General features: G+C 60.9%; 21 protein-coding genes. 11 read left to right on the forward strand and 10 right to left on the reverse strand.

Annotation, left to right across the window (positions count from 1 at the left end):
* Positions 1-118: 118 nt before the first annotated feature.
* Positions 119-1,000, forward strand: coding sequence for a LysR substrate-binding domain-containing protein (locus tag PMI07_RS02045; protein ID WP_007755186.1), 882 nt, complete (start codon positions 119-121; stop codon positions 998-1,000).
* A gap of 106 nt (positions 1,001-1,106) precedes the next feature.
* On the opposite strand, the gene PMI07_RS02050 is transcribed toward PMI07_RS02045, so the two are convergent.
* The 8 genes from PMI07_RS02050 to PMI07_RS02085 all read right to left on the reverse strand — a co-directional run bounded on the left by PMI07_RS02050 (position 1,107) and on the right by PMI07_RS02085 (position 11,955).
* A complete protein-coding gene (locus PMI07_RS02050; RefSeq protein ID WP_037085045.1) occupies positions 1,107-2,639 on the reverse strand; it encodes an ABC transporter substrate-binding protein in 1,533 nt (510 codons plus the stop codon).
* 50 nt (positions 2,640-2,689) lie between these two features.
* Positions 2,690-3,529: an ABC transporter permease gene (locus PMI07_RS02055; protein ID WP_007755190.1), complete on the reverse strand. Its 840-nt coding sequence runs from the start codon at positions 3,527-3,529 to the stop codon at positions 2,690-2,692.
* Positions 3,526-4,500, reverse strand: coding sequence for an ABC transporter permease (locus PMI07_RS02060; protein ID WP_007755192.1), 975 nt, complete (start codon positions 4,498-4,500; stop codon positions 3,526-3,528). The genes PMI07_RS02055 and PMI07_RS02060 overlap by 4 nt, the downstream gene beginning before the upstream one ends.
* On the reverse strand, positions 4,497-6,200 hold the full coding sequence (locus tag PMI07_RS02065; RefSeq protein ID WP_007755194.1) for an ABC transporter ATP-binding protein: 1,704 nt from the start codon (positions 6,198-6,200) through the stop codon (positions 4,497-4,499). The genes PMI07_RS02060 and PMI07_RS02065 overlap by 4 nt, the downstream gene beginning before the upstream one ends.
* An 11-nt stretch (positions 6,201-6,211) precedes the next feature.
* Positions 6,212-7,105: a fructoselysine 6-kinase gene (locus PMI07_RS02070; protein ID WP_051484073.1), complete on the reverse strand. Its 894-nt coding sequence runs from the start codon at positions 7,103-7,105 to the stop codon at positions 6,212-6,214.
* Between the two features lie 124 nt (positions 7,106-7,229).
* Positions 7,230-8,276: an SIS domain-containing protein gene (locus PMI07_RS02075; protein WP_007755198.1), complete on the reverse strand. Its 1,047-nt coding sequence runs from the start codon at positions 8,274-8,276 to the stop codon at positions 7,230-7,232.
* Between the two features lie 23 nt (positions 8,277-8,299).
* A complete protein-coding gene (locus PMI07_RS02080) occupies positions 8,300-9,910 on the reverse strand; it encodes a hydantoinase B/oxoprolinase family protein (protein WP_007755201.1) in 1,611 nt (536 codons plus the stop codon).
* The gene (locus tag PMI07_RS02085; protein WP_007755204.1) at positions 9,910-11,955 is read right to left on the reverse strand and encodes a hydantoinase/oxoprolinase family protein; all 2,046 of its coding nucleotides are present in this window, start codon (positions 11,953-11,955) and stop codon (positions 9,910-9,912) included. The genes PMI07_RS02080 and PMI07_RS02085 overlap by 1 nt, the downstream gene beginning before the upstream one ends.
* Positions 11,956-12,102: 147 nt before the next feature.
* Here PMI07_RS02085 and PMI07_RS33885 point away from each other — a divergent pair, with 147 nt between their 5' ends.
* Entirely contained in the window at positions 12,103-13,005 is a 903-nt protein-coding gene (locus PMI07_RS33885; protein WP_007755207.1) for a LysR family transcriptional regulator, read from the forward strand.
* Between the two features lie 169 nt (positions 13,006-13,174).
* The gene (locus PMI07_RS33455; RefSeq protein ID WP_007755210.1) at positions 13,175-14,797 is read left to right on the forward strand and encodes an ATP-binding protein; all 1,623 of its coding nucleotides are present in this window, start codon (positions 13,175-13,177) and stop codon (positions 14,795-14,797) included.
* Between the two features lie 23 nt (positions 14,798-14,820).
* Here the strand turns inward: PMI07_RS33455 and PMI07_RS02100 are convergent, their stop codons facing one another.
* Together PMI07_RS02100 and PMI07_RS02105 are read right to left on the reverse strand one after the other, a co-directional pair.
* Entirely contained in the window at positions 14,821-16,944 is a 2,124-nt protein-coding gene (locus PMI07_RS02100; protein ID WP_007755212.1) for an EAL domain-containing protein, read from the reverse strand.
* Between the two features lie 300 nt (positions 16,945-17,244).
* Positions 17,245-18,153, reverse strand: a complete 909-nt coding sequence (locus PMI07_RS02105) for a LysR family transcriptional regulator (RefSeq protein WP_007755216.1) — start codon at positions 18,151-18,153, stop codon at positions 17,245-17,247.
* 95 nt (positions 18,154-18,248) lie between these two features.
* On the opposite strand from PMI07_RS02105, the gene PMI07_RS02110 reads away from it, so the two are divergent.
* The 8 genes from PMI07_RS02110 to PMI07_RS02145 all read left to right on the forward strand — a co-directional run bounded on the left by PMI07_RS02110 (position 18,249) and on the right by PMI07_RS02145 (position 25,834).
* On the forward strand, positions 18,249-19,127 hold the full coding sequence (locus PMI07_RS02110) for an aldo/keto reductase family oxidoreductase (RefSeq protein ID WP_007755220.1): 879 nt from the start codon (positions 18,249-18,251) through the stop codon (positions 19,125-19,127).
* Positions 19,128-19,232: 105 nt separating this feature from the next.
* On the forward strand, positions 19,233-20,015 hold the full coding sequence (locus tag PMI07_RS02115) for a DeoR/GlpR family DNA-binding transcription regulator (RefSeq protein WP_007755222.1): 783 nt from the start codon (positions 19,233-19,235) through the stop codon (positions 20,013-20,015).
* 101 nt (positions 20,016-20,116) lie between these two features.
* Positions 20,117-21,631: a glycerol-3-phosphate dehydrogenase gene (gene glpD, locus PMI07_RS02120; RefSeq protein ID WP_007755224.1), complete on the forward strand. Its 1,515-nt coding sequence runs from the start codon at positions 20,117-20,119 to the stop codon at positions 21,629-21,631.
* 40 nt (positions 21,632-21,671) lie between these two features.
* Entirely contained in the window at positions 21,672-22,739 is a 1,068-nt protein-coding gene (locus PMI07_RS02125; RefSeq protein WP_007755226.1) for an ABC transporter ATP-binding protein, read from the forward strand.
* 11 nt (positions 22,740-22,750) lie between these two features.
* Positions 22,751-23,821 carry an ABC transporter ATP-binding protein gene (locus PMI07_RS02130; protein ID WP_007755227.1) on the forward strand — a complete coding sequence of 357 codons (1,071 nt, stop codon included), beginning with the start codon at positions 22,751-22,753 and terminating at the stop codon, positions 23,819-23,821.
* Between the two features lie 3 nt (positions 23,822-23,824).
* The gene (locus PMI07_RS02135; RefSeq protein ID WP_007755229.1) at positions 23,825-24,691 is read left to right on the forward strand and encodes a sugar ABC transporter permease; all 867 of its coding nucleotides are present in this window, start codon (positions 23,825-23,827) and stop codon (positions 24,689-24,691) included.
* A 16-nt stretch (positions 24,692-24,707) separates the two neighbouring features.
* The gene (locus PMI07_RS02140) at positions 24,708-25,535 is read left to right on the forward strand and encodes a carbohydrate ABC transporter permease (RefSeq protein WP_007755232.1); all 828 of its coding nucleotides are present in this window, start codon (positions 24,708-24,710) and stop codon (positions 25,533-25,535) included.
* 17 nt (positions 25,536-25,552) lie between these two features.
* Positions 25,553-25,834 (forward strand): DUF2160 domain-containing protein, encoded by a 282-nt coding sequence (locus tag PMI07_RS02145; RefSeq protein ID WP_007755235.1) that lies wholly within the window; start codon positions 25,553-25,555, stop codon positions 25,832-25,834.
* Positions 25,835-25,875: the final 41 nt, after the last annotated feature.

The following is a 25,875-nucleotide window of genomic DNA, read 5'->3' on the forward strand; positions in this document are numbered from 1 at the left end:
GTTTCCGAAATCCGCGCTCTCCCTGCGGATTAGACATGCCATTAGAGCCTCTGCCCAGAAAAGAAAAATTGCATTTGGTGTTCCATTCATGTCCTAATGTTATGGGAGGGCACAGCGCATGCGATTGAAGCCACGACAGGTCGAAGCCTTCAGAAGCGTGATGATGACGGGTGGCATCACCGCCGCCGCCGAGGTTATGAACGTCACGCAGCCTGCCGTCAGCCGCCTCATCCGTGACCTGGAGGAAATCCTCGAAATCAGGCTGTTCGAACGGGTCGGGACCCGGCTCATGCCGACAGCCGAGGCGACGCAGCTCTTCCGGGAGGTCGAGCGGCTTTATCTCGGCCTCGACCAAATTGCCCAGGCCGCGGACGATATCCGCCGGCACAAGAACATCGTGCTGAGGATCGCCAGCGTCACTTCGCTGGTCCGGCCCTACCTGCACCAGGCGATCATCGACGTCGTCGGCAACCGTCTGGACATCCCCTTGGTGATCGATGTCGAAAACAGCCGGCATATCTGGGACATGGTCGAGAAAAACCGCTACGATCTCGGCTTCGTCTTCGGCTCGCCGCGCATGGCGGACAAGAACGCGATCCTGCTGCACGGTTCGCATGCGGTCGCCGCCATGGCGCCGGGCCATCGGCTGGCGTCTCGCAAGGTCATCACGCCTGCCGACCTTCTGGACGAGCGTGTCCTGATCCCGGGCCGCAATTCACCGCTGAGGCTGGCGCTGGACCGCGCCTTTTCGAATGAAGACCATCAACCGATCAGCACCATGGAAACCTCGATGCTGAACTGCTGCTATTTCGCGGCATCGGGAATGGGTGTCGGCATCGTCGACCATACGAGCCTTCGCTCCGCCGGCGCCGACATCATCGCCATTCCGTTCGAGCCGAGGATCGAAGTCTCCTATTTCGCCATTCGTCCGTCGGGCGGGCAGCGCATTGCCGTGCTGGACGACATCGTGAGGCGGATGGGCGAATTGATGGGTCAGTAGCCACCGCTATCTATCAGCGCTTCGAAGACCTAAAACAGAAAGGAGCGGGATTCGACATCCCGCTCCTGACGCTATCGATAGGATCTGAGAACGACCGTTCTCCGGATCATTCCACTTCGACATTCTCGACGGTTATGCCGGACTGAAAGGTCAGGAAGCCCGGGATATTGGTGAAGCCCTTGACCTTCTTGTTGAGGCCAAAACTCTGGTCGCGCCACATCAGATAGACGAACGGCGACTGTTCGAGGGCGCGATCCACGAACTGGCCGTAGATCTTTTCGCGCTCGCCGGCATCGAGCGTGACGCGTCCCTTGTCCAGGAGATCGTTGATGACCGGGTCGTTGAAGTAGGCGGAGTTGTTGAGCCGCACCAGCTGCTGGCCGCCGTAGAAGAAGTTGCTGAGCCAGTCGGGGTCGGCGATATCTCCGGCCGTGCCGGCAACCAGGAAGTCGTAGTCACCCGCATTGTTCTTGGCGATACGGCCGGACCAGTCGGGGAGATCGAGCTTCGCCTTGATGCCGATCTTGGCAAGCTCGGCCTGGACGGCGATAGCGGTGTTGTTGTGGAAGCCGTATTGCGAGGTGGCGAGCAGCCGGGCTTCGAAACCGTCCGGATAGCCTGCCTTGGCGAGCAGTTCCTTGGCTTTCGCGATGTCGTACTTGAAGAAGTTCGCCTTTTCCTTCGAATACCCCATGTAGCCTTCCGGGATTGCGATGCCGAACAGTGGGGTCCCGCGGCCGTTGAAGGCGGTGTTGATGACGGTCGCACGGTCGATTGCGTAGGAAATCGCCTGCCGCACTTCCGGCTTCGAGAAGGGCTCGAACTTGGTGTTGAACTGCAGCATCATGAACGGGCCGGTGGTGCTTGCCAGCTTCAGGTCCGAGCTGCCTTCGATCGAACCGGCATCCTTCCACGGAACGTAGTCGATGATATCGACGTCGCCGGACTTCAGCGCGTTCACGCGGGTGTTTTCGTCGCCGTAGAAGACGTAGTGCACGTCATCGAGATGCGGCTTGCCCTTTTTGTAGTAGCCGTCGAACTTTTCGACGGTCAGCTCGCGGCCGCGCTCCCAGGTGGCGAACTTGAAGGGGCCGGCACCGACGGGCGCCGCATTCGGGTCCGTACCATGCGCCTTGATCCAGGCGGCCGGGATGATCGCCGATTCCGGAAGCGCCAGGTAATGCACCAACGGCACGAACGGCTTGGAAAGCACCAGCTTCACGGTCTTGGCGTCCGGCGTCTCGATCGACTGGATGACGCCGAGTTCGTTCCGGTAGGTCGCCTTGCTGTCCTTGGCGGTCATGCGCTCGATGGACGCCTTGACGTCCGCCGACGTGACCGGAGAACCGTCATGGAACTTCGCGTCGCGCAGCTTGAACGTATAGTTGAGCGCATCCGGAGCGACGTTGTAGCTCTCGGCGAGCTCCAGCGAGAGCTTGCCGTCGGCGCCGTAGTTGAAGAGGCCGCGATGGATCGCAAGCCGGATGGTGCGCGCCGGCGTGCCCGCATTGATGGTGCTTTCAAGCGTCGACGGCTCGCCGGAAATACCGAAATAGAGCGTGCCGCCATCCGCCAGCGCTTGATGAGCGAAGACGCTCGATGCCAGGGCCAAGACGAGCCCGAAGATCTTCCTTTTCATGCTGTACCCCTTTTTTGCTTCTGTTTGTTGATGAGAAATTGCCATGTCCGTTACTCCTCCCTGAGTCGTGGATCGAGAATGTCGCGCAGCCGGTCGCCCACCACGTTGATGGCAAGCACCGTCAAGGCGAGAAGAAGAGATGGCCAGATCACGTACATCGGGTTCTGGCCGAGATAGCCGCGCGCGGTTCCGATCATCTGGCCCCAGGACGGCTCCGGCGGCACGATGCCGAGGCCGAGGAAGCTCAGGCCGGATTCCAGAAGGATGGCGGCCGCGACCGTCAACGTTGCCTGCACGACCAGCGGCGACAGGATGTTCGGCAGGATGGCGGTGAAAACGACGCGGCGGGCTGACGCGCCCATCGCATGTTCGGCCTCCATGAACTCCATCCGCGAGACCTGCAGCGTGGCGGCGTGCGCGACGCGGGCGAAATGCGGGACGTAGAGAACGCCGATAACGACGGCGAGGCTGAAGATTCCGCTTTCCCAGAATCCGACCGCCAGGAGAGCCAGAAGGATGGGCGGGAAGCTCAGCATGATATCCACGCTGCGCATGATCAGGAATGCGATCAGCGGCCGGCCATAAGCGCCCGCGATGCCGATCATGGTTCCGAGAACTCCGGCGATCACGGTCGCGCCGATCGCCACCAGCAAGGTCGGCTGAACCCCGATCAGCAGGCGGCTCAGCAGATCGCGGCCGAATTCGTCGGTGCCCAGAAAGTGGGCCGTGGAACTGCCCTGATTGACCGTCTGCGGATTGAGCAGGAACGGATCCTGCGGAGCAAGCCAGCTGCCGAAGACGCCGATGAAGACCACCGCGACGAGCAGCACGATGCTGGCAAGGAAGGACGGCTGGTTGCGGGTCGCGCGGAGAATTGCCTCGGGGATCACGAGCGTTTCCTCCGTATGCGCGGGTCGAGCAGGCTGTAGAGCAGCTCCACCACCAGGTTGATCAGGATGAACGCCGCCGCGATGGCCAGCATCGCCCCCTGGACCAGAGGATAGTTACGCGCCGATACGGCGCCAACGAGAAGCGTGCTGAGGCCCGGCCAGTTGAACATGGCTTCGACGAGAACCGTGCCGCCCATGAGGTTACCGAGCTGCAGGCCGATGATCGTGACGATCGGGATCGCGGCATTGCGCAGGACGTGCTGCCAAATGATCCGCCGTTCGGACATGCCTTTGGCACGCAGCGCGCGGACGAAATCGCGGCCGAGGATTTCCAGCATGGAGGAGCGCGTCATCCGGGCGATCGACGCGGCCAGACCGAAGCCCAGAGCCAGCGCCGGCAAGGCCAGCTTGCGGAAATGCTCCAGCGCGTTGCGCGAGATATCCGTGTAGCCGCTTGCCGGAAGCCAGCCGAGCTTCAGGCTGAAGAACAGCACCAGCAGCGTGCCCATGATATAGACCGGCACCGATATGCCGATCGTCGCGAGCGAGGTCAGCACCGTATCGCGCATGCTGCCCCGCTTGAGTGCGGCCGCAATGCCGAGCGGAACGCCGATGAGCGTTGCAATGACGATCGCCGCAAATGCGAGCTCGAGTGTGCGCGGCAGGTTCTGCATCACGTAGTTGGCGACCGGATAACCGTTGGTCAGCGACTTGCCGAAATCGAGATGCAGCGCGTTCCAGAGCCAGACGAAATATTGGGACACCACCGGCTGGTCGAGGCCGAGCTGGCTGCGCATCGAGGCGATTGCCTCCGGCGACGGATTGCTGTCGGCACCGAGGAGCAGGAGCACGGGATCGCCCGGCATGATGTACATGACGGAGAAGATCAGTGTAGCGACCACCAGAAGCTGGACTAAGGCCGTCAGGAGCTTTCGCGCGGCAAGGAGCAGAGCCCCGATCGAGGCGTTCATGCGCCCTCCTTTCCGCCGCGCAGCGAACCGACGGTCGGCACGGCATCCAGCAAAATGCGGGTATAGGGCTCTTTAGGATTGCCGAAGATCTCCGCGGCAGGTCCGTATTCGACGATCCTGCCCTTCTGCATGACCGCGACGGTGTCGCTGACATGCTCGACCACGGAGAGATCATGGGAGATGAAGAGATAGGTCAGGTCGAACTCCGCCTGCAGGTCCTTGAGCAGGTTCAGCACCTGGGCCTGGACGGAGACGTCGAGCGCGGAGACCGCTTCGTCGCAGATGACAAGCGACGGGTTGAGGGCAAGCGCACGCGCGATGGCAATTCTTTGCCGCTGCCCGCCGGAGAATTCATGCGGATATTTCTGCGCCGCCGTGGCGGGCAGGCCAACGGCTTCAAGCAGCGACCGTATCCGCCCCTGACGCTTCGATGCGTCACCGTCCGCGAAGATCACCATCGGTGCCTCGACGATCTGGGCGACCGTCTGGCGCGGGTTGAGCGAACCGTAGGGGTTCTGGAAGACCATGGCGATCTCGCGCCGGAACGGCCGCATCTCCTTTTCCGAGAGCCCCGCAATATCCTTGCCCTTAAAGAAAATCTGGCCCGAGTCGGGCTTGTAGAGCCGTATGACTGCACGGGAGAGCGTGCTCTTGCCGCAGCCGGATTCGCCGACGAGACCGAGCGTCGTGCGCGGCGCGATCGACAGGCTGACGCGATCGACGGCACGCATCTCGACCGGCATGGCGAGAGGCGAAGGCTTGACCCAGTAGGACTTGCAGAGATCGCGGATTTCGAGAAGCGGACGATCGCCCGCTGCCGGAATGGGTCCCGAGGACGCGGGGCGGGGGCGCGGTTCCGGCCGGACGCTGCGCACCTTGCCCGATGAATCGCGCTCGATCACCGGCAGCCGTTCGGCATCGCGGCCAAGCGACGGCATGGAATCGATCAGCGCCCTGGAGTAGTCGTTTCGGGGGGCGGCGAAGAGATCCGCGGTCGTCGCCTCCTCCATCTTGTCGCCGGCATACATGACCACGACGCGATCGGCGACTTCGTAAATGACGCCGAGATCGTGGGTTATCAGCAGGATCGCCGCGCCAACTTCCCCGTTCAATTCGCGGAGCAGGTCGAGCACCTGCTTTTGCACGGTGACGTCGAGCGCGGTGGTCGGCTCGTCGGCGATGATGATGCGTGGCCGGCAGGCGACCGCCATGGCGATCATGATGCGCTGGCACTGACCGCCGGACAGCTCGTGCGGATAAGCCCGCATGGCGCGATCGGGATCGGGGATCAGGACCTTTTCCAGCAGGTCGCGAGCCTTCCGGCGCGCATTCGCGCGGCCGATGGGGTCATGCAGGAGGATGGCCTCGATGATCTGGTCGCCGCAGGTGAAGATCGGATCGAGCGACGCTATCGGATCCTGGAAGATCATAGCGATATGGCTGCCGCGCAGCTTGCGCAGTTCCGCCGGCGGCAGCTTCAGGATGTCGATGCCGTCCACCAGAACCTCGCCGCCGGTGACCACCGCGTTCGGCGGCAGGAGCCCCATCACACCGAGCGAGGTGATGGTCTTGCCGCTGCCGCTTTCACCGACGAGCCCGAGGATTTCGCCCGGCCGGATGGTGAAATCGATATTGCGCACGGCCGACTTCAGCCCGGTATTGGTCTTGAAAGCGATCGAGAGGTTTCTGACTTCGAGCATCCGACCTCCTCTCAGACGTGTTCGTTGGTGGGGATGGGAGCGGCATAGCCGAACGCACCGTCGATCCCGCAGATTTCGGCTGCAAACTTGCTGCCCTTTTCCATGGCGATAGCGATGGCGTCCGCCGAAGGCCGGCTGCCGCGCGTCCAGCCTGCCGCGAGCAGTGAAAGGAGTGTCGCTGTAATGAACGCATCGCCGGCGCCGAGCGTATCGACGACATTGGCAGGCTTTGGCATGACCGAAACGAAGTCTTCGCCGTTATAGGCCGTGGCGCCTTCCGGTCCGAAGGTCGCCAAGGCCAGGCTGCAACCGTTGGAAACGGCTTCGCGCAGGACAGCAAGACCGCGTTCACGACCGACGTCGCCCGCCGAAAGCGCTGCAAAATCAAGATGCGGCGTTACGGGTCCGATCAGATCGTCCACCTGCCAGCGATAGGAAAAGTCATAGGAAAGCAGGGCGCTCGCGCCCTTCAATGCCGCCAGATGCGGATTGAGATGGCTGTAGCAGCTCGTGTGCACGAGGCGGAAACCGGCAATATAGTCTAGATCGGCCTGGTCTGGCGTGAAGGGATTTTCGCGCGCGACGCCGCCCTTGTTGGAAAAGACGAATTCGCGGTTTCCATCAACGACGCGCACATCCGCATGGCCGTTCTCGCCTTCGACAATCCGGCAGAGCGATGTCGGAATGGCAAGCTCTTCCAGCGTGGAGCGCACATGGCGTCCGGCGGTATCCGTACCGAACGTACCGAGAAAAGCCGCATCCGCGCCGAGCATCTTGGCGTAGGCCGAAAAATTGAGCGCATTGCCGCCCGGGTACATCTTGCCCGCATGCAGGTAACGGTCGACGACGTTGTCGCCCAGTCCGAGGACCCTGAGGCCCGAATATGTCTTGTCCGGCGTCATCATTCCCCGACCGCCTTCCCTGTCGTGCGGTGCCGAGACGGGTGGGACATCCGCCGATCGCGCAGCCCGACCCGGCGCGAAACTCTCGCGCCGGGATTGAAGGCGATGTGGGCGGACGTCTTCGTCATCAGTAGTCGACTTTCCACATGTAGCGGCGCACGCTGAGCGGATGCTCGCGCAGAACCGAGAGCGTATGCGCGAACCAGTACCAGGTGACGCCAATCACGAAGGGAGACAGCAGCGGCGAGACGTCCTCGTAGCGGCCGGCATCAAAGGTGATGATCTTGTCCGTGACGCGGCGGGTGAACTTTAGCGCTCGCTGGTCGATCTTGCGGTTCTCGCCGTTGTCCATCAGGAAGACGTAGGCCATCTCCGGATCGGCGACCTCAAACGGGCCGTGGCGGAATTCGCCCGAATGGATGTCGGACGCGTCGAGCCACAGCATCTCGTTGAAGATGCAGATCGAATACTGGTAGTTCAGCGCCGACAGAATGCCGCTCGAAAGAACATAGTATATGTTCTCGTCCTTGTAGCGGCGGGCGAGTTCCATGCCGCGCTCGCGCTCGGCATTCTTGATGTCGTGCAGCTTGGCCGGCATCGCTTCCAGATCGGCGATGAGCTGGGCGCCCACCGGGTTGCCGAGGCGCTTCAGGAAATGGGCGGCGAAGAGATAGGCGATCATCGTCTTCGGCATGCCCGGCAACTCCTTGCTGTAGGGCAGCAGGTAGTCGCAGATCTTCGCAAGGCCGCTGTCGTGACCCGAGGTCAGCGCCACGGTGACGGCGCCGGTCGTCTTGGCCCAGCGGGCGGCGACGACCGTGTCTTCGGTCTCACCGTTATGGGACGTGAGGAGCACGACGGCCTTTTCATTGACGGGCTTCGGACGGCGCGTTTCGAGTTCCGTCGAGTTGATGCGCTCGATCCTGAGGTCGCAATATTTGTCGAGGATGTATTTGACCGGCTCGATATAGGAGTTCGAGCCGCCGGCACCGACCAGATAGATGGAGTCGATCTGGCGCGAAGAGAAGATTTCATCGACCAGCTTTTCGGCAACCGGGTTGCCGTCACGGAAGGTCATCTCCAGGACGCCCTTCAGATAGTCGCCTTCCAGGTAGTTCGGGTTCGGAGCGGACTTGATCTGTTCGTCGCTCGGCGTCAGGTTTTCGAGAGCCATGTTATTCATTCTCCAAAGGGAATTCAGGAAGCGCGGCCGAAGCCACCGCCGCCCGGCGTTTGCAGGAACAGGCTGTCCCCGCGGTTCATCAGGATGTTGGTGATCGAGATGTCGTATTCCTTGACCGTCCCGTCGGCATTCGCGAATTTCAGCCGGGCAACCTCGCCCTGGCCGCCGCCGAAGACACCGTCTGCCGGCGTCCGGAGGCCTTCGCAGGATGCGTTCGCCCGAACGCCATCCGTCATTGCGACCACTTCGCGGACAATGCCCATGCCGCCCGTCGTCTGGCCTTCACCACCCGAGCCGGTGGCGAGCGCATAGCGGCGCACCATCAGCGGATATTCGATTTCGAGCGCTTCGGCCGGCAGGTTCGAGGTGTTGGTGATATGCACCTGAATGCCGTTCATGCCGTCGTGGTCAAGGCTTGCACCCGCACCGCCACCGACGGTTTCGAGGTAGACGAAATTGCCTTCGCGCGTCTTGTGCGGACCGAAAAAGATCATCGTCGCGTTCATGTCGGCCGAGGAGGCAAAGACCTTCTCCCTCGGCAGCACATCGGCAAAGGCCTGGAAAATGGCGCGGACGACACGCTGGCAGCTGGTCGAGCGGATGCCCACGGCAGCCGGGAATTTCGGACGCACCAGCGTGCCCTCTTCCGCAACGATCGTCACGGGAAGTGCCATGCCCTCGTTCGGCGGCAGCGCCGGATCGAGCAGCGCCTTGATCGTGTAGTAGCAGGTGGCGTCGAGGGCGGTCTTGGGAATGTTGACCGCACCTCGCGCCTGAGGATCGGTGCCGGTGAAATCGAAGGTGATGCCGTCGCCCTTGACCTTGATCGCCACCTCGATGCGGCAGGGCTCGTAACCGACGCCGTCGCCGTCGATGAAGGCTTCGCCCCTGTAGACGCCATCGGGAAGATCGCTGATACGCTTGCGCAGACGGCTTTCCGAATAGGCGATCAGGTCATCGATCGCCTTCTCGACAGTCGCTATCCCGAACTGGTCCGCAAGCGTCACGAGTTTCCGCTGACCGATCTCGTTGGTAGCGATCTGCACCTTGAGGTCGAGAATACGCTCCAGCGGATCGCGGCTGTTGGTGCTGATGAGCTTGACGATCTGCTCGTCCAGAACCCCTTCGCGGGCGATCTTCAGCACGGGGATGCGCAGGCCTTCCGCAAAGATGCTCGTCTGGCTGGGATCGCAGGAGCCGGGAACGCCGCCGCCGACATCCGAATGATGACCGAGGTTGGCGGCGAAGAAGCAGAGCCGGCCTTCGTAGAAAACAGGTGTCAGGATCGAGATGTCCGGCGTGTGCGAGCCGCCGGCGAGATACGGATCGTTGCAGATGAAGGCATCGCCCGGCCTGATGTCCTCAAGCTTGTAGTTTTCCAGAACCGCCGCGACGCCGCCCTGCAGCGAACCGAGGTGGACCGGAATATGGGACGCCTGCACGATCAGCCGGCCACCACCGTCGAAAAGACCGACCGAGCAGTCCTTGCGTTCCTTGATATTGGTCGAGAAGGACGAGCGCACGAGGCTCAGTCCCATCTCGTCGGTGATCGACATGAACCGGTTGGAGTAGACCTCCATCTCGATGGCGTCGAATTCGCGCGGCTGTCTGACGTGCTGCTGCATCACGCACGGTCCTTCACAAAGCTGAGGATGATGTTGCCGTAGGCGTCGACGACGCCCGACTGGCCGGGAAGCACGTAGGTCGTGGAGGTCAGTTCCTCGATGATCGCGGGTCCGGAGAACCTCTCGTTCTGCGGCATCGAAGCGCGCTTGTAGACCGGCACGGTCCGCCATCCGGTCTGCGGATCGATATAGACCTCGCGCTCTCCGACGATGGCGTCCTTCATGGTGCCGGCAACGCCCGGTACCGTCTGGAGCGGCCGGCCCGCATGACCGATCGCCTGGACGCGCAGGTTGACAATCTCGACCGGATGGTCGTTCAGCGCATAACCATAGACGACGCGATGGGCTTCGGCGAAACGGGCATTGAAGTCTTCCGCAGTGGAGAGAATGCCCTCGACGCGGATTTCATGGTTCTGGCCGGCATAGCGAGCTTCGGCGATATGCTGGAGCGCACGCTTCTCATCCGGGATCGTTTCCGCTTCGAGCCATTCGCGTGCCTGGACTTCCAGACCTTCAAGGGCGGAGCGGATGTCGAGCCAGCTTTCGCCCTGAACCCGCTTGATCTGCGTGGAAACGAAATCGCGCGTCACGTCGGACAGAAGCACACCGCGGGCGCACATCGTGCCGGGGGATTCCGGAATGATGACCGTGTTAAGGCCGGTTTCCGCAGCCACCAGCGAGGAATGGAGGGGGCCGGCGCCACCGAAAGCCATCAGCGCGAAGGATTTGAGATCATGCCCCTTGTCCATCGATACCGCCCGGATGGCGCGCGCCATGTTGGCGACGGCGATGCGGATGATGCCCCAGGCCGTATCCTCGACGGAGCGACCGATCTTTTCGGCGACGGCGCCGACGGCCTTGAGGGCCGCCTCCCGATCGACGGGCATGGCCCCATCGAGAAGCGCGATCGGGTTGAGCCGCTGCAACACGATATTGGCATCTGAGATGGTCGCATCCGTTCCGCCCTTGCCGTAGGCGGCAGGCCCGGGCACGGCTGCCGCGCTCTGCGGGCCGACCTTCAGGCCGCCGGCATCATCGAGCCAAGCGATCGAGCCGCCGCCGGCGCCAATGACGTTGACGTCGACCATCGGGCAACGGATCGAATAACCGGCCACATCGCGGTCGGTGGAATAGGCCGGCTTGCCGTTGGCGATCAGGGCGACGTCGGTGGAGGTGCCGCCGACATCATAGGTGACGATGTCGGGGAAGGACGCCGCCTTGCCCACGAGGGACGCACCGACAACACCGGCAGCAGGGCCGGAAAGGCAGGTCCGGACGGGGTAGTTGCGCGCCGTCTCGGTGGACATCAGGCCACCATTGGAATGGATCGTATAGGGCTTGGCCTCGATACCCGCCTTGCGCGATCGCGTCATGAAGCGATCGAGATAACCGTCCATGCGCGGCATCAGGTAGGCGTTCATCACCGTGGTCGAGATGCGCTCGTATTCCCGGAACTCGGGCAGGACGTCGCTCGACAGCGAGATGAAAACGCCGGGCAGGCGCTTGCGGATGATTTCTCCGGCGCGCCGCTCGTGCGCCGGGTTGCTGTAGGAATGCAGGAAGCCGATCGCGACGGCCTCTACGCCCTCTTGTTTGAAGCGTTCCGCGGCGGCTTCGACGCCCGCTTCGTCGAGGGGTATGATGACTTCGCCCGCCGGGCCGAGGCGCTCCGTCACTTCGAGGCGAAGCGGACGGACAACCAGCGGGTCCGGCTTTCGAACGCTCATGTCGAACAGGTCGGGACGGGTCTGGCGACCGATCTCGAGTACGTCGCGGAAACCTTCGGTGGTCAGGAGGCCGGTCTTTCCGCCGCGCCGTTCGATGACCATGTTGGTCGCGACCGTCGTGCCATGACCGAAATGGACCACGTCGGTGGCCTGGAGGCCCCGCTCGGCAAAGCCGGCAATGCCGGTCTCGATCGCCTCGGACGGATCGTGAGGCGTCGAGGACACCTTGAAATGGCGCATGTTTCCGGTCTCGTCATCGAGGACCGTGAAATCTGTAAAGGTTCCGCCGACATCGATGCCGACCCTGATATTGCCCATGATGCTCTGGTCTTTTGCGCTGTGGTACCGGCTTCACGCCGACGCCTTGCCTGTCATGAGCGACATCTAAAATTGACTCCTCAAGTTTGTAAAATTCAATTATTCAAGCTTTCCATGCCAAAATGGAATGTTCGTGGAGTGCGACATATGCGACGGATCAAGCTCAGGCATCTCGACACACTTGCGGCCTTCATGAAGACCGGCTCGGTGACGGAAGCGGCCCTTGTGCTGCACACCACCCAGCCGAATGCCAGCAAATCCCTGAAACAGCTGGAGGATTTCGCAGGTGTAAAACTCTTCGAACGTAGTGCCGGCCGGCTGCGTCCAACGCCGGAAGCGGAGCTGCTTTTCGCCCATGCGGCGCGCCTGATGGATGAGCTGACAGTCTTCGAAAATCTGTCGCTCGACCTCACGGCCATGACGCAGGGCTACGTCAACATCGGCATATTGTCGGCGTTCAGCACGGCTCTTATCCCGATGGCGGTCGAACGCTTCAACAATCTCTATCCCGGAATCCAGGTCCAGGTGGACCTGCTCGATTCCGACAAGATCCACTCCTATGTCAGCCGCGGGAACTACGATTTCGGCCTCGTGCACCATCCCGAACACGAGTCCGACCTGATGACGCAGACGCTCAAGACCTCGTCCATGGTCTGCATCATGCCGCCGGACCATATGCTCGCGAAGCATAGGATTATTCTGGCGAGCGACATCGCCGACCAGCCCTTCGTGACATATCCGAGGTCGGTGCCTTTCGGAGCCGCGATCTTCCGATCGCTTTCCGACGAGGGCGTGCGTCCTTCGAACTACCTGATCTCGAACCAGAGCCAGCTTATCCGCCGCCTTGTGGAACGGGGACGCGGCGTGGCGCTTGTCGACCATTTCTCGGTTTGGGATGCCAACGAATTCGACCACATCGCCGTGCGCCAGTTCGAACCGCGAATTCCGGTTTCTGTTGGCATGATCATTCCGAAACGCCGCCCTTTGTCGCTTGCGGCGCAGACATTTGTCGGAACGTTGAAGGAGGTGCTGGAGCAGGGGCCGGGATAGGCCTGAGAGCAATCGTACTCTCGATCCTCGCCCGCGCCCGCTTCAAATCGCAGGTCTTCTCCGATTTCTTGTAGGACAAAACACTACCATCGGTTTCAGTATTCGGTAACGCTCCGATTGTACATTAGGCATCCATCAAATTGTGCGAGTACAGTGGGGCGCCAGCAAAATGAACCATCACTCCGCCATCGGCTCTGACCTGCAAACACCTCACCGCACACTTCTGGAGGACCTGTTCGAGGGCGCGCCAGGACCTACGATCATCAAGGATGAAGAGTCGCGCTTCCTGTTCCTCAACAGCAAGGCCTGCGAGATGTTTGGCGTGAATCTCGATGACGTGCTTGGCTGCACAGACCACGACTTCCTGCCTGCGGAGGAAGCCGAACGAATCCAGAAGGTGGATGCAGAAGTGCTGGCGACCGGCGAGGAACGGCGGTTCGAGGAGGAGGTCACCGGGCCGGATGGTTCGACCCGGACGCTTTTCACGCACAAGCGGCGGTCTTTCGTACCAGTGCCCGGCGGAAAGAAACCGGTCGTCGTTGTCGTCATTTCCGACATTACCAAACTTCGTCACGCCGAACAGGTCCTACGGGCAAGTGAGGAACACTATCGCTCCCTTGTCGAACTGCATCCCCAAATACCGTGGTTGGCTGACGCGGAAGGGAACGTCATCGAAGTCGGCCCAGGCTGGCAGAACGCTTCCGGACGAGAGGTCGGGGAAGCGCTGGGGCGCGGGTGGGAGAAGACCTTACACCCGAAGGACCTGCCCGAGGTGGTCGAGAAATGGGAGACCGCAGTCAAGACCGGCGCTCCATTCGACATGATCTACAGGATCGGGACTGCAAAAGGGCGGTACCGATGGTATCGGAACCGTGCGGCGCCCCGTCTCGACGTCAACGGCGGGGTCGTCCGCTGGTATGGCCTCCTCGAGGACGTCCACGACCGCCAGCTTGCCCTGAAAGCGCTCCAATCGAGCGAGCGCAGACTGCGCCAACATCGGGACGAGCTCGAGAAGATCGTTCTGGCCAGGACGGCGGAAGTTCAGGAAAAGAACATCGAGCTGGACCGCCTTCTCCAGCATGAACGGGGGATCAATGCGCTGCAGCGCCGCTTCGTGGGGATGATCTCGCACGAATTCAGGACGCCTTTGGCGGTGATCGACGGAGCAGCCCAACGGCTCACGCGGACAAAGACGGCCGTCACTCCGCAATTCCTGGAGGGCAAGGCTCTGCAGATCAAGGGCGCCGTCGCCCGGATGGTCGAACTGATGGAAAGCATCCTCGCGGCGGGGCGGCTGGAGACAGGGACCATTGCAATCAACAAGGAGGCCAGTTCGCTCGGTGCTATCCTTCGCCAATGCGTCGCAAGCCGAGCTGAGATCAGCAAGAGCCACACGATCAGCCATGATCTCGAAGCGCTTCCAGCGCTGCAGATGATCGACAGGGCCGCAATAGAGCGGGTTTTCTCCAACCTGCTGTCAAATGCGGTAAAGTATTCACCCGCCGGCTCCAAAATCCGTATCAGCGGATGGAAAGACGGGAGGCGGGTTCTGGTCAGCGTCACCGACTCCGGCATCGGCATGGATGCAGACGACCTGCCGAAACTGTTCGAGCCCTACTTTCGCGCCCGTAGCGCCACCGGAATCGCGGGAACGGGGATCGGCCTCAATATCGTGAAGGAAATTGTCGAGTTGCATGGGGGATCGATCTCAGTCCAGAGCATCCTGGGACAGGGTACGACCTTCACAGTCGAGCTGCCGTTCGACGAAATCAGACAACAGCAGTCGGCTTAAGGGGCCGTGTCACAAGAAAATCCTCATGCGGCAATCGATGAAGCCAGCCAGGACACAAGCTCGTCTCGCCCCATGGGCCTGCCCACCAGGTAACCTTGCAGCTGATCGCAACCGGCAACTCGAAGAGCGTCCGCCTGATCGGTGGATTCGATGCCTTCAGCCGTGACTGGAATCCCGAGGGCCTTTGCCAACGAGATCGTGGCCGTCAGGACGTTCCGGCCGGTGCTGCCGTCATCCATGGCTTGAATCAGGGAACGATCGATCTTCATCCGGTCGAAGCCGAACTCGCGGAGCGTGCCGATACTGGCATAACCGGAGCCAAAATCATCCAGGGCAAACCGGATGCCTGCCGATTTCAAGGCAGTGATGGAGCGTCGTGCCTGCTCGGGGTTCGACATCAGAACCGCTTCGGTGATCTCCAGCGTCAGGCGGGAAGGATCAAAGGCCTCCTCTTTCAGAACTGCGAGCACATCCCCCGCAAAATTGGGATTGCATAGCTGGATCGGAGAAACATTGACCGACAAGGAGAGTGGACACCACGCCTCCGACGCAACGATGGACTTGCGAAGCATCTGGAGGCCCAGGATATCGATCAATCCACATTTCTCCGCCAGAGGTATGAACGCATCCGGGCCGATTGCTCCTTCGGCGCGCCTCCATCTTGCCAGTGCCTCCACGCCTGTGATCTCGCCCGAAGCGGCTGAAGCCAAAGGCTGGAAAACCGGCTGGATCTCATCGTTCTGAAGGGCTCGCCGAAGCTCGCTTTCCAAAACCGCTATCTTCTCACGCCGGCGATCAAGATCCGGATGATAGGTGACAGCACATCCCCTGCCCGTTTCCTTGGCTTCATAAAGGGCCATATCTGCCCGACGGAGAAGTTCATGCGCATCCTGTGCGTCGTCACGGGATGCAACACCAATGCTTGCGCCGATTTCGATAGTGCGGCCTTCGATGAGAAACGGCTTTTTGAGACGTTCAAGAAGTTGATTGTCAAGCTCGGCGAGGTTTGCCGAGCCAAGCTGAATCAGGGCGAATTCATCACCGCCCAACCGGGCGACACCAGCTACGTCGGTATGAATATCGCGCAGGGCTTCCGCCACCAGCCTGATCAGCCGATCCCCGATCGCGTGCCCCCAGGCATCGTTGACGGCTTTGAAGCCGTCGAGATCGATAAGGTGCAGGACCAGCATCTGGCTCTTGTTGGCCTGCATGAACCGGTCCAGTCTTTCGATGAGACCGAGCCTGTTCAAAAGACCGCTGAGACTGTCGTGCGTGGCTTCTTGTCGGGCGCGATCCGCCAAGCTCCTCAAGCGACGCGTTTCCGACCAGCCTGCAAACAGGACGCCAACCAAATAGACGCCAAGGATTGCGACCGCCGCGGCGATAAAGGGGCGCACTTCATCAAAAATCGCATTTCCCGGCGCGGCACTCGGCCACGCCAAACGTGCGACCTCAACCCTATCGACATCCAGGAGCGGCAAATTCAAAAGATCGCCCCCGGCACTGTGGGTTATGTGGAGTTTTGGTAGCTGATGTTCTTTGGCCATTGCGGCCACGACTTCAGAGGTCAGAGTCTTGAAGAAGCTGAGGACATAGTAGCCCGGGTCCTGCACCTGTGATCCAAATGGCTGAACCGCTTCCGATGCCACCGCGATGATATCATCGCCGCTTCTGAAGAAGTTGACGACGGGGTCCATGCCGGGCCGAGCAGCGGCTTCCGTTTGCGCCTGAAATTTCGCCCCGAGATATTCGTTGGCATCTATTATGTCGGCTTTGAAATAGGCGATGCTGCTACCGCCTGCCGGGGCCGTCAGCGCTATCCCGTCATAGAGGGCGTAGTCCTCGCTGGTCTTGCCCCAGTTCTCATAAACCCAGCCCTCGCGGTCGCCCTGCGTTATCGCCTTGTAGGCCTCATCCCAGACAGCGTTGTCCCGCACGGTTGCGGCAAGTTTCTCCTTGAACGAGGAGGCCGCCGCCTCGGCCGCCAGAATGGCTCTGTTGTCATCGAGCGCGTTCGCGGAACTGCGCATGCGATCAACGACATGAGCACCTATCGCGCCCAGGATCACAGCGACAAGCAGGAGCAGCGAGGTGGCGATGAAAACGGAGTTGCCTTCACGGCTCTCCTTCGGTCGGCGTGCGAGCATGACGGATTCCAGCTTTGTTGATTGGGCCCAAAGGCTGCAGAAGACGTCATGTCCGCATTGCGCTGCATGCATCCAATAGCACGTGCGAATATTAAAAATCACTAAAGCACTGAGTCAACGAGTGGTTAAGATTTCGACACGGCCGTTCGCTTTCGAATCAGGCTGAAGCCCTCGGAGGAATTCCTCGGTGGTTGGGAGGTCAAGCTGAACTGAGGAGCGGTCTCTCAGAAATTCGGCGGAGGGACGGACATTCGATATGAGGGAACGCCCAGCGAAGCACGAGGCCGACTCTCGCGCGCGTCACTCTTGGCTGGATGCCGTTTTGACGAAATCGATGAAGGCCCGCAGCGGCGCTGGCACGAGCCGACGCCCGGGATAATAGAGAAATGGGCCTGAAAATTGCGGCCACCATGGCTCAAGCACCGGCTCCAGGGCGCCGCTGTCGAGATGGGGCCGCAGCCAGTCCTCGAACAGCGATATGATCCCGGTGCCGGCAATCGCCGTAGCCACGGCAAGATCGGTTGCTGCGCCCACCTGCACGGTCAACGGGCCACGCGGGTCGATCCGTACCACTTCGCCGTCGCGCTCAAATTCCCAAAGCGTCATCGCACCGCTTGCAAAACGCTTGAGAAGACAGGCGTGCGCAAGCAGGTCCCGGGGATGATCGGGACGGCCATGGCGATCGAGGTATGCGGGGGACGCCGCAGTCGCGAAACGCTGCACGCGGGGACCGATCGGCACCGCGATCATGTCCTGCTCCAACCGCTCATCATAACGGATGCCGGCATCGCATCCTGCAGCCAGCACGTCGACGAAACTGTCGTTGGCAAGGATCTCAAGCCGGATGTCGGGATAAGCCGCGAGGAACGACGGGACAATCGCCGGGAGTACCAGCCGGGCGGCGCTGACCGGCACATTGAGACGCAACGAACCCGCGGGCTTGTCGCGAAACCCGTTGACCACGTCGAGTGCAGCGTCGACCTCGCTCAGCGCCGGGGTCAACCGAGCCAGCAGGCCGGCGCCTGCTTCCGTCGGCACCACGCTGCGGGTGGTGCGATTGAGCAGCCTGACGCCGAGTTGCGCCTCGACACGCCGCACCGCCTCGCTCAGTCCGGATGCGCTGCTGCCCGTGGCCCGTGCACCCTCGCGAAACCCGCCGGCGCGCGCCACCGCCACGAAAGCGTTCAGATCACCCAGATCGATTTTCATTGTTCGCGATTCCGCACAGCCTGTGCCGACTGTAGCTAATTTTCGTGCCGGCCCTCAACGTCTATATCCATACCATCTTGAAAAGGAGATATCCCATGTCGAATATAGACCAGGCAGGCACATTCATCCTCGGTGACCGCAATGTGAAGCGGCTTGGCTACGGCGCCATGCAGCTTGCAGGCAAGGGCGTCTTCGGCCCGCCGAAGGATCGCGATGCAGCAGTGGCGGTACTGCGCGAGGCGGTCGAGGCCGGGGTCAACCATATCGACACCAGCGACTTTTATGGTCCGCACGTGACCAACCAGATCATCCGCGAAGCACTTCATCCATACCCCGATGACCTGGTGATCGTTACCAAGATCGGCGCCATGCGCGGCACTGACGGTTCATGGAATCCGGCATTTTCAGCCGAACAACTGGGACAGGCCGTTCACGACAACCTGCGCAATCTGGACCTCGACGCCATGGACGTCGTCAATCTGCGCATCATGTTCGATGTACACGGCCCGGCCGAAGGATCGATCGAAGAGCCTCTGACGGCTCTCGCCGAACTGCAGCGCAATGGCCTTGTTCGCCATATCGGGCTCAGCAACGTGACTCCGGCGCAGGTTGCCGAGGGCAAGCGGATCGCCAAGATTGTCTGCGTACAGAACCAGTATAATCTCGCTCACCGGCAGGACGATGCCATGATCGACGATCTCGCCCGCGATGGCACCGCCTATGTGCCGTTCTTCCCGCTCGGCGGTTTCAGCCCGCTGCAGTCATCGACCCTATCGGACGTTGCCCAGCGCCTGGGCGCGACCCCGATGCAGGTCGCACTCGCCTGGCTGCTGCGTCGCGCACCGAATATTCTGCTCATCCCAGGGACCTCGTCCGTGGCCCACCTGCGTGAAAATCTCGCCGCGGCCGAATTGCAGCTGTCGGATGCTGTGATGACGGAGCTGGAAAACGTCGCAAATATCCGCGCCGCCTGAGCACTTCAGGCAGAACTTGCATCCGACCCCGAAAAATCGGTTCGCGCCCTTTGCCTTCACGCGCGCTTTCGCTAAAAGTGAAAGAAAAGCGAACGGAGGGGTCGGATGTTTATTACGGACCGCCAGACGAAGATTGTCGAGTTTGCCAAATCGGCGGGCCGAGTGCTCGTCGATGACCTGGCGGCGCAGTTCTCGGTAACCTCACAGACGATCCGCAAGGATCTCAATGATCTATGCGACAAGCAAATTCTCACGCGAATCCATGGCGGCGCCACCCTTCCCCGCAGTAACGAGAATGTCCGCTATGACGCACGCCGACAGATCGCCGCTGCGGAAAAGCAGGCGATCGGCGTCGCCGCCGCCAACCTTATTCCGGACAACGCGTCGCTCTTCATCAATATCGGCACCACCACCGAGGCGGTCAGCGAAGCGCTTGTCAATCATCGCGAACTGATGGTGATCACCAATAACATCAACGTCGCCAACAGGTTGCGCCTTCTCGACGAAATCGAGGTTGTCATCGCCGGCGGCGTCGTTCGCCAGTCGGACGGTGGGATCGTAGGCGAAGCCGCGGTCGATTTCATCCGCCAGTTCAAGGTCGACTATGCGATTATCGGTGTTTCGGCGATCGACCCGGATGGCGCCCTTCTCGATTATGACTTTCGCGAAGTGAAAGTCGCGCAGGCGATCATCGCCAATGCCAGACATGTGATCCTCGTCGCCGACTCAACGAAGTTCGAGCGCACTGCTCCCGTGCGTATCGGCCAGATTTCGCAGGTCCAGACCTTTATCACCGACCACTGTCCTTCGCCGTCGATCCGAGATGTATGCGTCCAGAACGGCGTTGCGCTCGTGGAAACTTCGAAAGACGAGGGCGTAAATTCATAACGTTTGAGTTTCGTTTGACATTCGGAATGTTTTCGATTTAATCATTTTCAGGTTCACAACATCTGTGGGTTGCTGTCCGTTTCGGTTCAGCGAGGGAAATGATGGGCGAGGAAATCCACGACATTTTCGTGATCGGCGGCGGTATCAACGGCTGCGGCATTGCACGCGATGCGGCTGGGCGCGGTTATTCCGTTGCACTCGCGGAGATGGACGATTTTGCTTCGGGCACCTCCTCAGGCGCCACCAAACTCATCCACGGTGGTCTGCGCTACCTCGAACATTACGAATTCAGGCTCGTGCGGGAATCGCTGATGGAACGCGAAACCCTCTGGGCCATGGCGCCGCACATCATCTGGCCGCTGCGTTTCGTCCTGCCATACCACAAGGGTGGAATCCGCCCGGCGTGGCTGATCCGCCTCGGCCTGTTTCTCTACGACCATCTTGGCGGCCGAAAGCTGCTGCCGCCGACCGCCGTGCTCGACATGCGCACCGACCCGGCCGGAAAGCCTCTGAAGCCGCTTTTTACCAAGGCATTCGAATATTCCGACGGCTGGGTCGACGACGCCAGGATGGTCGTGTTGAACGCCCGGGATGCAGCCGATCGCGGCGCTTTGATCCTGCCCCGCACCCGGGTTGTTTCCGCCCGTCGGGAGAACGGTGTGTGGGTGATCGGCACGCTCGATGCCCGCACCGGCAGGGCCGAGACCTATCAGGCCCGCATGCTGGTGAATGCCGCAGGCCCATGGGTGGACCAGGTGATCCGCGAGGCGCTGGGCAACAATGACGCCCGCCATGTCCGCTTGGTCCAGGGCAGCCATATCGTCGTGAAAAGGAAGTTCGAGGGACCCCGGGCCTATTTCTTTCAGAACCGGGACAATCGCATCATTTTCGCGATCCCTTACGAAAACGACTTCACCCTTATCGGAACGACCGACCGGGATTATTCCGGCGATCCGAAGAATGTGAAAATCTCCGAAGAGGAGACGACCTATCTCTGCAATGCGGCGAGCGAGTATTTTCGAGAGCCGGTGAGACCGGCAGACATCGTCTGGACCTATTCGGCGGTTCGCCCGCTCTTTGACGACGGCGCCTCGAAGGCGCAGGAAGCAACCCGCGACTACGTGCTGAAGCTCGATTACACGCAGGACGCGCCTGTGCTCAACGTTTTCGGCGGCAAGCTGACCACCTATCGCCGGCTTTCGGAACACGCGCTGGAGAAGATCGCCGAAGCGATCGGGGCAAAGGGCCAGCCCTGGACGGCGAAGAGCCACCTGCCCGGCGGCGATTTTGCAGCCCAGGGTTACGAGGAAGAAGTGCGAAAGCTCAAGGCCCGCTATCCGTTTCTGGAGGAAAGGCATGCGCGGCGCCTGGTGCGTCGGTACGGAACCCGCTCCGTGATGATCCTCGACAGTGCCGCCAGGACGGAGGATCTTGGTCATCATTTCGGCGGTGATCTCTACGAGGCCGAAGTCAAATATCTTGTTGACCGTGAATGGGCCATGAGCGCGGAGGATGTGCTCTGGCGGAGAACCAAGGACGGTTTGCGTCTGAGTGAAAAGGAAAAAGAATATCTGGAGGAGTACATGGCCGCTATACCGGCAAAAATGGCCGGATAAGCGGCATGTGTTCCCGGTGTGAGGAGGCACGGGAACCCGAATGCTGGAAATGCGCAACGTCGCCAAGATGGTGGGGGGTGAATATCATATTCATCCGACCAATCTTGCACTGGATCGCGGCTCACTGAACGTATTGCTCGGCCCGACGCTCGCGGGCAAGACGTCGCTTATGCGATTGATGGCCGGGCTCGACCGTCCCACCGGCGGCTCGGTGTATTTCGACGGCGCCGACGTCACCGGAGTTGCGGTGCAAAAACGCAATGTCGCGATGGTCTACCAGCAGTTCATCAACTATCCGGCTCTGACCGTCTACGAAAACATCGCCTCGCCGATGCGGATCGCCGGCAAGGACGCGACGACAATTGATCGCGAAGTCCGCAAGGCTGCGGAACTGCTGAGATTGACGCCCTATCTCGATCGGACGCCGCTCAATCTTTCCGGCGGACAGCAGCAGCGCACGGCACTCGCCCGCGCACTCGTCAAGAATGCGAGCCTCGTGCTGATGGACGAGCCGCTTGCCAATCTCGACTACAAGCTTCGCGAGGAACTGCGCGAGGAACTGCCGAAGATCTTTGCGCAATCCGGCGCCATCTTCGTTTATGCGACGACCGAACCGTCCGAAGCCCTGCTGCTCGGCGGGAATACGGCGACGCTTTCGGAAGGACGGATCACCCAATTCGGTCCGACGATCGAGGTCTATCGTCGCCCGGCAGACCTGGTGACGGCTAAGACATTTGCCGACCCGCCGCTCAACTTCATCGATGTGGTCAAATCCGGCGGCTCATTCCAGTACCAGGGAACAGACAGCCTTGCCGTGCCGTCGCATCTGTCCGGCGTGCCGGACGGCCGGGTGACGATCGCCTTTCACCCCCATCACCTGGGGCTCACGGCACAGACAGGCAATGCAGCGAGGCTCAAGGCTCAAACGCAGATCTCGGAAATCACGGGCTCCGAGAGCTTCGTGCATATGCACTACAACGGTGTGCGCTGGGTCATGCTTGCCCCCGGCATCCACGACATCGACCCGGATACGGAAATCGAGCTCTTCCTGGATACCCGTCATCTGATGGCTTTCGGAACAGACGGCCGCGCCATCGCGGCGGCTTGAAGGAGGCGGACATGGCACGCATCACGCTCGATCACATCCGCCACGCCTACGGCCCCAACCCGAAATCCGACGCGGCCTACGCGCTGCGCGAGGTGGACCACGAATGGGCCGACGGCGGCGCCTATGCCCTGCTCGGCCCCTCCGGCTGCGGCAAGACGACCTTGCTGAACATCATTTCCGGCCTGCTGCAGCCGTCCCACGGGCGTATCCTCTTCGATGGAAAAGACGTCACCAACCTTTCCACGCAGGAACGCAACATTGCCCAGGTTTTCCAGTTTCCGGTCATCTACGACACGATGACGGTCTACGACAATCTGGCATTTCCCTTGCGCAACAGAGGCATCGCGGAACCGGATGTCGATCGCCGCGTCCGCGAGATGCTGGAGATCATCGACCTCTCCGACTGGTCGAACCGCAAGGCCCAGCGGCTCACGGCCGATCAGAAGCAGAAGATCTCGCTCGGGAGAGGTCTCGTCCGCAACGACGTCAACGCGATCCTCTTCGATGAGCCTCTGACGGTCATCGATCCGCATATGAAATGGGTGCTCCGCTCCCAGCTGAAGCGCTTCCACAAGCAATTCGGCTTCACCATGGTCTATGTGACCCACGACCAGACGGAGGCGCTCACCTTCGCCGACAAGGTGGTCGTCATGTACGACGGGCAGATCGTTCAGATCGGAACGCCGGCCGAACTCTTCGAGAGACCGAGCCATACATTCGTCGGCTATTTCATCGGCTCCCCCGGCATGAACGTGATGCCTGCCGAGGTCCATGGCAGCACGATCACGCTCGGGAGCGAGACGATTGCCCTCGACCATGCACCAAAGATTGCCGCGGGAGACAAGGTCGAGCTTGGCATTCGACCGGAATTCATTCGCATCGGTCGGGAAGGCATGGCGATAACGGTGACACGTGTCGAGGATATCGGCCGGCGGAAGATCGTTCGCGCCAACCTCGCGGGGCAGCAGATCGCGATCGTCGCTTCCGAGGATATCGAGTTCCCGGCAGAGCCCCGGGTCACTTTCGATCCCGGTGCGCTGAATATCTATGCCAACTCATGGCGCGTCGGCAGGGAGGCCTGAACCATGGAAAAGACGTGGAACAACAAGGCCTGGTTTCTGGTGCTTCCCGTGCTTTTGCTCGTCGCCTTTTCGGCGGTCATCCCGCTGATGACCGTCGTGAACTATTCCGTCCAGGATACGTTTGGCAACAACGCGTTCTTCTGGGCCGGCACCGACTGGTTCGACGATATCCTGCATTCTGCCCGCTTCTGGGAGGCCCTGCAGCGCAATCTGCTTTTCTCCTTCATCATTCTTGCGCTTGAAATCCCGCTCGGCATCTTCATTGCGCTGAACATGCCGAAGAAGGGTCTCGGCGTGCCGGTCTGCCTGGTCCTGATGGCCCTTCCGCTTCTTATCCCGTGGAATGTCGTCGGCACGATCTGGCAGGTCTTCGGGCGGGTCGACATTGGCCTCCTCGGCCACACGCTGGCGGCGCTCGGCATCGATTACAACTATGTGCGCGATCCTCTGGATGCATGGATCACCGTCGTCGTCATGGATGTCTGGCACTGGACGAGCCTCGTCGTGCTGTTGTGCTACGCCGGTCTCGTCTCCATTCCGGATGCCTATTACCAGGCGGCCAAGATAGATGGGGCCTCGAGGTGGTCGGTCTTCCGCTACATCCAGCTGCCGAAGATGAAGCGGGTGCTGCTTATCGCCGTCCTCCTGCGCTTCATGGATAGTTTCATGATCTATACGGAGCCTTTCGTGGTCACGGGCGGGGGCCCGGGAAACTCCACGACCTTCCTGTCGATCGATCTCGTCAAGACGGCCGTCGGCCAGTTCGACCTTGGGCCGGCCGCCGCCATGTCGATCGTCTACTTCCTGATCATCCTGCTGCTGTCATGGATCTTCTACACCGTGATGACCAGCAGCGATGCAGACAATTGAAGGAGGGAGGAAAACCATGGCGAAGACAATCAAATACAAGCCTGCGGGCAACCTCTCCTGGCTGGTTTCGACGATCTACATCATCTTCCTGCTGCTGCCGATCTACTGGCTCGTCAACATGAGCTTCAAGGAGAATTCCGAGATCACCGGAGCCTTCTCGCTCTGGCCGCAGAACCCGACGCTCAGGAACTACATGGTGATCTTCACCGATCCTTCCTGGTACAACGGCTATATCAACTCCATCATCTATGTGGTGCTGAACACCTTGATTTCGGTGCTGGCAGCACTGCCGGCTGCCTATGCCTTTTCGCGCTATAGGTTCCTCGGCGACAAGCACCTGTTCTTCTGGCTGCTCACCAACCGGATGGCGCCGCCCGCCGTCTTCGCCCTGCCCTTCTTCCAGCTCTATTCGGCCTTCGGTCTCATCGACACGCATATCGCGGTCGCTCTCGCCCACTGCCTGTTCAACGTGCCGCTTGCCGTCTGGATCCTGGAAGGCTTCATGTCGGGCGTACCGAAGGAAATCGACGAGACCGCCTATATCGACGGCTACTCGTTCCCGCGGTTCTTCGTGAAGATCTTTATGCCGCTGATCGCCTCGGGCATCGGGGTCGCGGCCTTCTTCTGCTTCATGTTTTCCTGGGTGGAACTGCTGCTCGCCCGCACGCTGACAACGACCGACGCCAAGCCCATTTCGGCGATCATGACCCGTACCGTTTCCGCCTCCGGCATGGACTGGGGCGTACTGGCCGCCGCCGGCGTGCTGACCATCGTTCCCGGCGCGCTCGTCATCTATTTCGTCCGAAACTACATCGCCAAGGGCTTTGCCCTCGGCCGGGTCTGACAAGGAGGAACCAACGCATGAACTTTTCATGGATGGCATGGACGCTTCCCACGGCCCTGTTCTTTCTGACGATCCTCGCCCTGCTCATCGGCATGAGCATCTGGGAATATTTCGCGCCCGGCGGTTCGCCCAGGGTCGGCATCCTGCGTTTCGAGACGACGCGGGGAGATAGGCTCTTCATCTCGCTGCTCGGCGCCGCATTCATTCATCTCGCATGGCTCGGGCTTATCGGCCCTAACCTGTGGTGGGCTCTTGCCCTCGCAGTGGTCTACGCAATCGGCGTCTTCCGCTTCGTGTGAAGGCAAGCTGAAAAGGTGGCGGGAGAACCGCCACTCGGTAC

It is taken from the genome of Rhizobium sp. CF080, from assembly GCF_000282095.2.
Classification (GTDB): Bacteria; Pseudomonadota; Alphaproteobacteria; order Rhizobiales; family Rhizobiaceae; genus Neorhizobium.

Coding starts and splice junctions, on each gene's coding strand:
- PMI07_RS33885 (WP_007755207.1), top strand. CDS start 12,103: ATGCGACGGATCAAGCTCAGGCATCTCGACACACTTGCGGCCTTCATG.
- PMI07_RS02045 (WP_007755186.1), top strand. CDS start 119: ATGCGATTGAAGCCACGACAGGTCGAAGCCTTCAGAAGCGTGATGATG.
- glpD (WP_007755224.1), top strand. CDS start 20,117: ATGGGCGAGGAAATCCACGACATTTTCGTGATCGGCGGCGGTATCAAC.
- PMI07_RS02100 (WP_007755212.1), bottom strand. CDS start 16,944: ATGCTCGCACGCCGACCGAAGGAGAGCCGTGAAGGCAACTCCGTTTTC.
- PMI07_RS02065 (WP_007755194.1), bottom strand. CDS start 6,200: ATGCTCGAAGTCAGAAACCTCTCGATCGCTTTCAAGACCAATACCGGG.
- PMI07_RS02060 (WP_007755192.1), bottom strand. CDS start 4,500: ATGAACGCCTCGATCGGGGCTCTGCTCCTTGCCGCGCGAAAGCTCCTG.
- PMI07_RS02130 (WP_007755227.1), top strand. CDS start 22,751: ATGGCACGCATCACGCTCGATCACATCCGCCACGCCTACGGCCCCAAC.
- PMI07_RS02125 (WP_007755226.1), top strand. CDS start 21,672: ATGCTGGAAATGCGCAACGTCGCCAAGATGGTGGGGGGTGAATATCAT.
- PMI07_RS02070 (WP_051484073.1), bottom strand. CDS start 7,105: ATGATGACGCCGGACAAGACATATTCGGGCCTCAGGGTCCTCGGACTG.
- PMI07_RS02075 (WP_007755198.1), bottom strand. CDS start 8,276: ATGGCTCTCGAAAACCTGACGCCGAGCGACGAACAGATCAAGTCCGCT.
- PMI07_RS02085 (WP_007755204.1), bottom strand. CDS start 11,955: ATGGGCAATATCAGGGTCGGCATCGATGTCGGCGGAACCTTTACAGAT.
- PMI07_RS02135 (WP_007755229.1), top strand. CDS start 23,825: ATGGAAAAGACGTGGAACAACAAGGCCTGGTTTCTGGTGCTTCCCGTG.
- PMI07_RS33455 (WP_007755210.1), top strand. CDS start 13,175: ATGAACCATCACTCCGCCATCGGCTCTGACCTGCAAACACCTCACCGC.
- PMI07_RS02145 (WP_007755235.1), top strand. CDS start 25,553: ATGAACTTTTCATGGATGGCATGGACGCTTCCCACGGCCCTGTTCTTT.
- PMI07_RS02080 (WP_007755201.1), bottom strand. CDS start 9,910: ATGCAGCAGCACGTCAGACAGCCGCGCGAATTCGACGCCATCGAGATG.
- PMI07_RS02110 (WP_007755220.1), top strand. CDS start 18,249: ATGTCGAATATAGACCAGGCAGGCACATTCATCCTCGGTGACCGCAAT.
- PMI07_RS02115 (WP_007755222.1), top strand. CDS start 19,233: ATGTTTATTACGGACCGCCAGACGAAGATTGTCGAGTTTGCCAAATCG.
- PMI07_RS02050 (WP_037085045.1), bottom strand. CDS start 2,639: ATGAAAAGGAAGATCTTCGGGCTCGTCTTGGCCCTGGCATCGAGCGTC.
- PMI07_RS02140 (WP_007755232.1), top strand. CDS start 24,708: ATGGCGAAGACAATCAAATACAAGCCTGCGGGCAACCTCTCCTGGCTG.
- PMI07_RS02105 (WP_007755216.1), bottom strand. CDS start 18,153: ATGAAAATCGATCTGGGTGATCTGAACGCTTTCGTGGCGGTGGCGCGC.